General features: G+C 52.0%; 1 protein-coding gene. It reads right to left on the reverse strand.

Annotated features, from left to right (window positions below; translation table 11 throughout):
* Positions 1 to 250 (reverse strand): lytic transglycosylase domain-containing protein (locus tag IAE50_RS26930; RefSeq protein WP_200581706.1); only part of this gene is annotated, 250 nt, incomplete at both ends.

Genomic DNA, 250 nt, shown 5'->3' on the forward strand with positions numbered 1-250 from the left:
TGACCTGAAGTTATGCGCAAGAACCCATCCGCCGGTGTAAACGCAGACGCAGGGATCATTAAGCAGATCCGTCCGCGTAATATTAAACATTTTCAGCTTACCGTAATGCGAACTGTTTATCTGCATCCCACAGACATCCTCCGAACCGTCATTGTTCGCCTTATTAACCGCTGCGGGCCGCAGTCGGCTTTCCCTGATAGAAATTGACATCAGCAGCAGCGGGTCGATTTGGTAATCCCGCCCGGCCTGG

Origin of the sequence: Kosakonia sp. S42 (assembly GCF_016624785.1) — a bacterium.
GTDB lineage: Bacteria > Pseudomonadota > Gammaproteobacteria > Enterobacterales > Enterobacteriaceae > Kosakonia > Kosakonia cowanii.